We start from the raw sequence: 8,444 nt of genomic DNA, 5'->3' as shown, positions 1-8,444 counted from the left end.
CGCAATACCGCCAGCGTCGTATTGTTTCTTGACACTTTGGACGTGCCGCAAGCTGACATCTAAGATTTCCGCTATTTCTGGATTTTTCTTCCCTGATTTCGATAAGCGGATTATGCTCTTGCGAAGCTCGTATTGCTGTTCTTGGCTCAGTCGAACCGCGTTAGTCTTAAGTTCATTTTCCATGACCATATTATACCACAAATCAATTCAAAACGCGTTGTTTATTTGGTATATCAATAATGTGAACTTAATAGATTGAGATCGGCGGGTGGGTAAAATACCAAATCAATCAGATTAGTTGAAATCGCGCCACTGCTGCTAAAAAAGGGGGCATGAATGAAAATACTTCCGTTGTTAATTATTTTTTTCTTTTGGTCAATAGCATCTTCTGGGAGTGTTTTTATCAATAAAGTTAAATTCAAGATTAAAGATGTTGTACCGCAAAAAAAGAGAATTATATGTGGTCGGTCTGAGAAAAATGTCGAACGGGTAATTGCCATTGAAGAATCAGAAGGCGGAGGAATTGAACACAATAAGAAAAAATACAAAATTGTTATGGTTAGAACCATTGATCATGGTAAGCAGGAAGACATTTTTGACGCAGTAGAAAACGCTGATTTCGCAGGTACTAAAACTAGACATCATATATTATATACAAAAAAAAGACAATATCCTATTAGTGCTTCAGGATATTTCATCGAAGAAAAATTGGAATTTATCGTCTTTTACAGAATTAAGCCAGACATACCTAGATTTACAATGTCAGGCTATAAAAATCCGGAGTATTTCTTTAGAGAAACTGATATTTTTGGATTTTCAGAGACAGGAAAGTTAATAGAAATTGAATTTAACAAACCGGATTATATTTTCGTGTATAAAAATGGAAATAAATACGAGTGCAATACTGTCCATAATAGATTCAATTTTTCTCAAGAAATGCTAAATAGAAATCATGAAGTGCGGGATTTGAAAAAGATTGCTGAGTATCTAAAATCGCATGAACAAGTAATCACCTATACAGAACCCGTTAATGGCCACTTAGTTAAGACAATGGAGATGAAGTTTGACAAAGATTCAGAGCTAAAAGAGCTTTTCATGCGAAAGGTAGACTTTATGGATGGTACAATAGGCGATTCCATAACGATAGGCTTTGAAAAAGGCAAAAAAATATCGGAAATCCGTGGAAAATGAACAAGGATACAGACAGAAGGCGTGATTGCGTAATTCGCTTTCAAAATCCCACCACCCGGCGGGCTTTCCATCCAGACCGTTCACGCGCCGGCAGAAACCTTTGCGCCGGCTCCGAAACTTTTCCAAAGAATCTTATTTCAAAATCCCCCAAAATGCGCTATAATATAGAAAAAGGCTCAGCCCGGTCCGAAAGTGGCGAGTGCCTGAAAAATGTGCGCAAGGAGAAAGAAACAATGAAAGAATTTGACGAACTCATCACGATCATGGAACGTTTGCGGGGCGAAAACGGCTGCCCCTGGGACAGGGAGCAGACCCTGGAAACATTGAAATTCCCCCTGGTTGAAGAGACCTATGAAGTCCTTGAGGCCATGGACGAGGGAGGTCCGGCCCTGCGGGAGGAACTGGGGGATCTTTTGCTGCAGATCATTTTCCAGGCGCAGATCTCCGCGGAAAAGAAAGATTTCACAATCAGGGACGTGATCCTTGACATCTCGGAAAAGCTGATCCGCCGTCATCCTCATGTGTTCAAGGAAAGGGCGGACATCACCTCGGACGAGGTCGTGCAAAACTGGGAAGAGATCAAAAAGACAGAAGAGAACCATGCCGACCGGAAATCGGCCATGGACGGCATCCCCAAGGCGCTCCCGCCGGTCATGAAGGCGGAAAAGCTCCAGAAGCGGGCCGCCCATGTGGGCTTTGACTGGTCCCACGCCGAAGAGGTCATCGCCAAGATCGAGGAAGAGCTCCGGGAAGTGAAGTTGGCGCTGCAAATCGAAGCCAGAAAAGCGGAAAAACCCCAGACCCAGGAAGAAATCGGGGATCTCTTGTTCGCGACGGTCAACCTCGCGCGATTTTTGAAGCTCAACGCCAGCGACGCCCTCTCCGGGACAAACAAGCGCTTTGAGCGGCGTTTCCGCTATGTGGAGGAGCACTGCGACATGGAAAAATCCGACCTCGCCACGATGGATCGCTACTGGAACGAGGCCAAGCAGAGGGGGTTGTAGGAAGGCGGTATGAGACTGGACAAGTTCTTGAAAGTGAGTCGCATCATCAAAAGAAGGCCCATCGCCAAGATTGTTATCGACGGCGGGAAGGCCAGGCTGAACGGACGGGTGGCCAAGGCGGGGGCCGAAGTCAAGGTCGGCAACGTGCTGGAGCTCGAATATTACGACAAATACTTCAAGTTTGAGATTTTGGAGGTCCCGGCGGGAGACGTCCGCAAGGAAAAGGCGGGGGACCTGATCCGGGTCATCGAAACCCGGGGGATCAAGGTGGATCTCCTGAGCGAAGAGGAAATCTTTGAGCGAAAACTGGAAGAAATCCGGGCCTATAACAAGGATCACGTGAAGAAAACGGAATGAGCGCGCTGTGAAAAAAATGACCCGGAAATGTTTAAAAATAATCGTTCTACAGATTTGACAAATGACAAAATCAGAGGTATCATATAGGGTGGTAAGGTTTTGTACATAAAGTAAAGGATGCGTTTCATATTTGTATTTGAGGAGGAATGAAAAATGGCAGTAAAAGTAGCAATTAACGGATTCGGAAGAATTGGACGGCTCGCTTTCCGGCAGATGTTCGGGGCTGAAGGGTATGAGGTCGTGGCCATCAACGACTTGACAGACCCCAAGATGCTGGCTCATTTGCTGAAATATGACTCGGCCCAGAAAAAATACGATCTGGCGGATACGGTAACTTCCGGCGAGGATTATATCGAAGTCGCCGGCAAGAAAATCACGATTTACAAGGAAGCGGACGCGGCGAAACTCCCCTGGGGCGCCATCGGCGTGGACGTTGTCCTCGAATGTACGGGCTTTTATACGTCCAAGGCCAAATCCGAGGCTCATATCAAAGCCGGCGCGAAGAAAGTCGTCATTTCCGCGCCCGCCGGGGATGATCTCCCGACCGTCGTATTCGGCGTCAATGAAAAAATTCTGAAAAAAGGCGATACGATCATCAGCTGCGCGTCCTGCACGACCAACTGTCTCGCGCCCCTGGCCTACAACCTCAACAAGCTGGCCACGATCAAAAGCGGCATCATGACAACGGTGCACGCCTATACGGGCGATCAGATGGTATTGGACGGACCCCATCGGAAAGGCGATTTCCGCAGAGCCCGGGCAGCCGCCGTCAACATCGTTCCCAATTCCACCGGCGCCGCCAAGGCCATCGGTCTCGTCATTCCGGAACTCAACAAAAAACTCATCGGCTCGGCCCAGCGGGTTCCTGTAGCGACAGGATCCACGACGATCCTCGTGGCCTATGTGGAAAAAGCCGTCACGGTGGACGAGATCCACGCGGCCATGAAAGCGGCCCAGTCCCCGTCTTTCGGTTACAATGACGAAGAAATCGTATCGTCCGACGTCATCGGGAGCACATACGGCTCGATCTACGACGCGACGCAGACCATGGTCCTGAAGCAGCCCGACGGAACGGCTCTGGTGCAGGTCGTGGCCTGGTATGACAACGAAAATTCCTATACGAGCCAGATGGTACGGTCCATCAAATACTTCGCGGAAAATTGTTAAGAGTTGAGCAGAGAAAATGATAGATAGCGGAACAAAATGTTCCGCTATTTTACAGACGGAGGTTTGTTATGTCGAAAAAAACCATTGCCGACGTGGATCTGAAAGGAAAAAAAGTCCTGATCCGGGTCGATTTCAACGTCCCCATGAAAGACGGGAAGATTACCGACGACACGAGAATTAAAGCCGCGTTGCCGACAATCCGCTATGCCCTCGAAAAAGGCGGAAAAGTCATTGCCTTTTCCCATCTGGGCCGGGTGGAATCGGAGGCCGACAAAGCCGAAAATTCCCTCAAAGCGGCGGCGGAAAGACTTTCCGAACTCTTGGGAAAGCCGGTCGCCTTTATTCCCGAAACCCGGGGGAAAGCCCTCGAATCGGCGGTCGCCGCCCTCAAAGCCGGCGAGGTTCTGATGTTTGAGAATACGCGTTTTGAGGATATCGAAGGCAAAAAAGAATCGAAAAATAATCCGGAGCTGGGAAAATACTGGGCTTCCCTCGGGGACGTCTTCGTCAACGACGCCTTCGGGACCGCCCACCGGGCCCACGCCTCCAATGTGGGGATTTCGCAGAATATCGGAGCGGGATTGGCCGTGGCCGGATTTTTGATGGAAAAAGAGATAAAATTTATAGGCGACGCCGTAAACGCCCCCAAAAGGCCTTTGGTTGCCATTCTGGGCGGCGCCAAGGTTTCCGACAAGATCGGGGTCATTGAAAATCTCCTCGTGAAGGCCGACAAGGTTCTCGTGGGCGGCGCCATGATGTTTACGTTCCTCAAAGCCCAAGGCAAGGGAATCGGCAAATCCCGGGTGGAGGAAGACAAGGTGGAGCTCGCCAAAAGCCTGCTGGCCAAATCGGGCGGAAAACTGTTGCTGCCTGTGGATACCGTCGTCGCGGCGGAATTCAAAAACGATTCCCCGGCCGAGACCGTATCGGTAGACGCCATCCCGGCGGACAAAATGGGCCTTGACATCGGACCCGCGACGATTGCCCTCTTCGGGGCGGAGATCGCCAAAGCGAAAACCGTCGTCTGGAACGGCCCCATGGGCGTATTCGAAATGCCCAACTTCGCCAAAGGGACCATCGGCGTCTGTGAGGCCATCGCCGACCTGAAAGACGCCGTCACGATTATCGGCGGCGGAGATTCCGCGGCTGCGGCCACAAGTCTCGGCTATGAGGACAAATTTACCCATATCTCCACAGGAGGCGGCGCTTCCCTCGAATACCTTGAGGGAAAGGAACTGCCGGGCGTCGCGAGCATTTCCGAAAAATAAGACAAAATGAGCGGGACAGGGGCGAAGGGCGGAGCGGATCCGCCCTTTTTCCGGAAAAAAGAAAAGGGGAATGAAAAATAAAGATTGACTTTTGGCGGGAATTCCTTTATAATAATAAAGGTCCAAAATATCAGTTTTTTTGTACTACTACTAATGAAGGGAGGGTAAAATGCCTACTTTAAGCCAGTTAATAAAAAGTGGAAGAGAAGTATTGCAAGACAAGAAAAAGTCTCCTGCATTACAGGGCAATCCACAAAGACGGGGCGTATGCGTCCGCGTATACACCACAACCCCCAAAAAGCCTAATTCCGCTTTGCGCAAAGTCGCGAGGGTAAAATTGACCAACGGCCTGGAAGTCACATGCTATATTCCGGGGGAAGGGCACAATCTGCAGGAACATTCCATCGTACTCGTAAGAGGCGGCAGAACGAAAGACCTGCCGGGTATCCGCTACAAGATCATCCGGGGAGCGCTGGACACCGCGGGAGTTGCCAAGAGAGAACAGAGCCGGTCCAAATACGGGGCCAAGAAAGAAAAGAAATAAAGACAGCAGGGAGGTGAAGAAAAAGAAATGTCAAGAAGAAGAGCAGCAGTAAAAAGAGATGTATTACCGGATTCCAGATACGGCGACAAAGTTGTCACCAAGGTCATCAATTCCATCATGCTGAAGGGCAAAAAATCCATCGCGGAAGGGATATTTTACCAGGCCATGGACCTGATCAAGACAAAGACGGGACAGGAAGGCTACGATATCTTCAAGCAGGCCCTGGACAACATCAAACCCCAGCTGGAAGTTCGTTCCAGAAGAATCGGGGGCGCCACATACCAGGTACCCGTGGAAGTCAGACCCGAACGGCAGCAGACGCTGGCAATCCGCTGGCTGACCCTGTACACGCGGCAGCGGAAAGAATACGGTATGATCGAAAAACTGGCCGCCGAATTGATCGCCGCGGCGAATAACGAAGGGGCGACAATCAAGAAAAAAGACGACACCTATAAAATGGCGGAGGCCAACCGCGCGTTCGCACATTATCGAATATAGTCAGGCAAAGTAAGATGCAGGAGGAGAAAATAGTTAATGGCTAGAAAAGTTTCTTTGGACAAGACCAGAAACGTGGGGATCATGGCCCATATCGACGCCGGAAAGACCACCATTACCGAGAGAATCCTGTTTTACACGGGTAAGGAACACAAGATCGGCGAGGTGCATGACGGCGAGGCGACCATGGACTGGATGGAGCAGGAGCAGGAACGTGGCATTACGATCACGTCGGCTGCGACGACCTGTTTCTGGAAAGGTCATAGAATCAATATAATAGACACACCAGGGCACGTGGACTTTACGGTTGAGGTAGAGCGATCCTTGCGGGTTTTAGACGGAGCGGTCGCGGTATTCTCTGCGGTAGACGGCGTTCAGCCCCAGTCGGAAACCGTATGGCGGCAGGCCGACAAATATCGTGTCCCCCGTATCGCCTTCTTCAACAAGATGGACAGAATCGGGGCAGACTTTGATATGTGTGTCAATGATATCAAAGAGAAATTAGGCGCTGTCCCTGTTCCCATCCAGATACCGATCGGTTCCGAAGACAATTTTGAAGGGGTCATCGATCTCATTACGATGAAGGAGAACATATGGCCCGCGGAGTCTGATCAGGGGCAAAAATACGAAGTTCAGGAAATCCGGGAAGAACTGCTGGAAAAGGCCAACGATGCCAGACAGGTCATGGTTGAGGCCATTGTGGAAAACGACGACGGTCTCATGGAAAAATTCTTCGGCGGAGAGGAAATCTCGGAAGAGGAATTGAAGCGGGTATTGCGCAAGGCAACGACGGAAAATATCGTCGTGCCCGTAACTTGCGGAACAGCCTTCAAGAACAAGGGAGTCCAAAATCTGTTGGACGCCATCATCGACTATATGCCCGCGCCCACGGATGTGGCCATGGTACAGGGGACCGACATGAAGGACCCGACGAAAGAAGTGGACCGGGAAATGTCCGACGACGCTCCTTTCGCGGCGCTGGCCTTTAAGGTCATGACAGACCCCTTTGTGGGGAAGCTGACGTTCTTCCGGGTATATTCGGGCGTCGTGGAAAAGGGTTCTTATATCCTCAATTCCACCAAGAACAAAAAAGAGCGGCTCGGCAGAATTTTGCAGATGCACGCGAACAAAAGAGAAGAGATTGACGCGGTCTACTGCGGGGATATCGCGGCGGCCGTAGGACTCAAGGATACGACGACGGGGGACACGCTCTGCGCGGAAAACGCGCCGATTGTCCTCGAAAAAATGGAATTTCCCGATCCTGTTATTTCGGTGGCCGTGGAGCCCAAGACCAAGGCCGACCAGGAGAAGATGGGCATCGCCCTCTCCAAATTGGCCGAAGAAGATCCGACGTTCCAGGTCAAAACCGATGAGGAAACGGGACAAACCATTATCTCAGGGATGGGCGAATTGCATCTCGAGATCATCGTCGATCGGATGAAACGGGAATTCAGCGTGGAGTCCACCGTGGGAAAGCCCCAGGTGGCCTACAGGGAGACTGTGACCGGCACGGCCGACCAGGAAGTCAAATACGCCAAGCAAACGGGCGGACACGGCCAGTACGGACATGTCAAGATCATCCTGGAGCCGAATCCCGGCAAAGGCTTCGAGTTTGTCAACAAGATCACGGGGGGCGTGATTCCCAAGGAATTTATCCCCGCCGTGGAAAAAGGATGTAAAGAGGCGCTGGAAAGCGGCGTCGCGGCGGGATATCCCGTTGTGGACATCAAGGTGACGCTCTATGACGGATCCTTCCACGAAGTGGATTCCTCGGAAATGGCCTTTAAAATCGCCGGCGCCATGGCGGTAAAGCAGGCTTCCCAAAAAGCGAAGCCGACCATTCTGGAACCGGTTTTCAAAGTGGAGGTGACGACGCCCGACGAATATATGGGCGACATCATAGGCGACCTGAACTCGAGAAGGGGGATGATCGGCGGCATGTTTGACAGAAACGGCGCCAAGATCATCGACGCGAAAGTACCCCTTTCGGAAATGTTCGGTTACGCCACGGACCTCAGGTCAAAATCCCAGGGAAGGGCGACCTACTCCATGGAATTTTGCGAATATACGCAGGTACCCGCTTCCATCCAGAAGGCAATCCAGGAAGAGCGCGGGAAATAAGGAATTCAGTTTGTTTTGATCAAACAAAGACGATGAAAAATCAGGAGGGATATTTTAAATGGCAAAAGAGAAATTTGAAAGAACGAAACCGCATGTAAACATAGGGACAATCGGCCACGTCGACCACGGAAAGACGACGCTGACGGCGGCGATCTCCAAAGTGCTTTCCGAAAAGGATCCCAAGCACAATAAAAAAGTCGAATTTGACAGCATCGACGCGGCCCCCGAAGAAAAAGAACGGGGCATCACGATCAATACCGCCCACATCGAGTACGAAACGGACAAGCGGCATTACGC

General features: G+C 50.4%; 10 protein-coding genes. 9 read left to right on the top strand and 1 reads right to left on the bottom strand.

Annotation, left to right across the window (positions count from 1 at the left end; translation table 11 throughout):
- Positions 1-183 (bottom strand): helix-turn-helix domain-containing protein (locus tag LBQ97_01750; GenBank protein ID MDR1831441.1); only part of this gene is annotated, 183 nt, incomplete at its 3' end.
- A gap of 153 nt (positions 184-336) precedes the next feature.
- Between LBQ97_01750 and LBQ97_01745 the strand changes: the two genes are divergently transcribed.
- The 9 genes from LBQ97_01745 to tuf all read left to right on the top strand — a co-directional run.
- The gene (locus LBQ97_01745; protein MDR1831440.1) at positions 337-1,191 is read left to right on the top strand and encodes a hypothetical protein; all 855 of its coding nucleotides are present in this window, start codon (positions 337-339) and stop codon (positions 1,189-1,191) included.
- Positions 1,192-1,424: 233 nt separating this feature from the next.
- A complete protein-coding gene (mazG, locus tag LBQ97_01740) occupies positions 1,425-2,195 on the top strand; it encodes a nucleoside triphosphate pyrophosphohydrolase (GenBank protein ID MDR1831439.1) in 771 nt (256 codons plus the stop codon).
- Positions 2,196-2,204: 9 nt separating this feature from the next.
- Positions 2,205-2,552: an RNA-binding S4 domain-containing protein gene (locus LBQ97_01735; GenBank protein MDR1831438.1), complete on the top strand. Its 348-nt coding sequence runs from the start codon at positions 2,205-2,207 to the stop codon at positions 2,550-2,552.
- Positions 2,553-2,705: 153 nt separating this feature from the next.
- Positions 2,706-3,719 (top strand): type I glyceraldehyde-3-phosphate dehydrogenase, encoded by a 1,014-nt coding sequence (gene gap, locus LBQ97_01730; protein MDR1831437.1) that lies wholly within the window; start codon positions 2,706-2,708, stop codon positions 3,717-3,719.
- A gap of 68 nt (positions 3,720-3,787) precedes the next feature.
- On the top strand, positions 3,788-4,987 hold the full coding sequence (locus LBQ97_01725) for a phosphoglycerate kinase (GenBank protein MDR1831436.1): 1,200 nt from the start codon (positions 3,788-3,790) through the stop codon (positions 4,985-4,987).
- A 169-nt stretch (positions 4,988-5,156) separates the two neighbouring features.
- On the top strand, positions 5,157-5,531 hold the full coding sequence (gene rpsL, locus LBQ97_01720) for a 30S ribosomal protein S12 (GenBank protein MDR1831435.1): 375 nt from the start codon (positions 5,157-5,159) through the stop codon (positions 5,529-5,531).
- Between the two features lie 27 nt (positions 5,532-5,558).
- Positions 5,559-6,029 carry a 30S ribosomal protein S7 gene (gene rpsG, locus LBQ97_01715; GenBank protein ID MDR1831434.1) on the top strand — a complete coding sequence of 157 codons (471 nt, stop codon included), beginning with the start codon at positions 5,559-5,561 and terminating at the stop codon, positions 6,027-6,029.
- A 36-nt stretch (positions 6,030-6,065) separates the two neighbouring features.
- Positions 6,066-8,147 carry an elongation factor G gene (gene fusA / locus LBQ97_01710; GenBank protein ID MDR1831433.1) on the top strand — a complete coding sequence of 694 codons (2,082 nt, stop codon included), beginning with the start codon at positions 6,066-6,068 and terminating at the stop codon, positions 8,145-8,147.
- A 58-nt stretch (positions 8,148-8,205) separates the two neighbouring features.
- Positions 8,206-8,444 (top strand): elongation factor Tu (gene tuf / locus LBQ97_01705; protein ID MDR1831432.1); only part of this gene is annotated, 239 nt, incomplete at its 3' end.

It is taken from the genome of Fusobacteriaceae bacterium (assembly GCA_031272775.1).
Classification (GTDB): domain Bacteria; phylum Fusobacteriota; class Fusobacteriia; order Fusobacteriales; family Fusobacteriaceae; genus JAISST01.
This window is presented reverse-complemented; position numbering and strand designations above follow the sequence as displayed.

Coding starts and splice junctions, on each gene's coding strand:
- LBQ97_01745 (MDR1831440.1), top strand. CDS start 337: ATGAAAATACTTCCGTTGTTAATTATTTTTTTCTTTTGGTCAATAGCA.
- mazG (MDR1831439.1), top strand. CDS start 1,425: ATGAAAGAATTTGACGAACTCATCACGATCATGGAACGTTTGCGGGGC.
- LBQ97_01735 (MDR1831438.1), top strand. CDS start 2,205: ATGAGACTGGACAAGTTCTTGAAAGTGAGTCGCATCATCAAAAGAAGG.
- gap (MDR1831437.1), top strand. CDS start 2,706: ATGGCAGTAAAAGTAGCAATTAACGGATTCGGAAGAATTGGACGGCTC.
- LBQ97_01725 (MDR1831436.1), top strand. CDS start 3,788: ATGTCGAAAAAAACCATTGCCGACGTGGATCTGAAAGGAAAAAAAGTC.
- rpsL (MDR1831435.1), top strand. CDS start 5,157: ATGCCTACTTTAAGCCAGTTAATAAAAAGTGGAAGAGAAGTATTGCAA.
- rpsG (MDR1831434.1), top strand. CDS start 5,559: ATGTCAAGAAGAAGAGCAGCAGTAAAAAGAGATGTATTACCGGATTCC.
- fusA (MDR1831433.1), top strand. CDS start 6,066: ATGGCTAGAAAAGTTTCTTTGGACAAGACCAGAAACGTGGGGATCATG.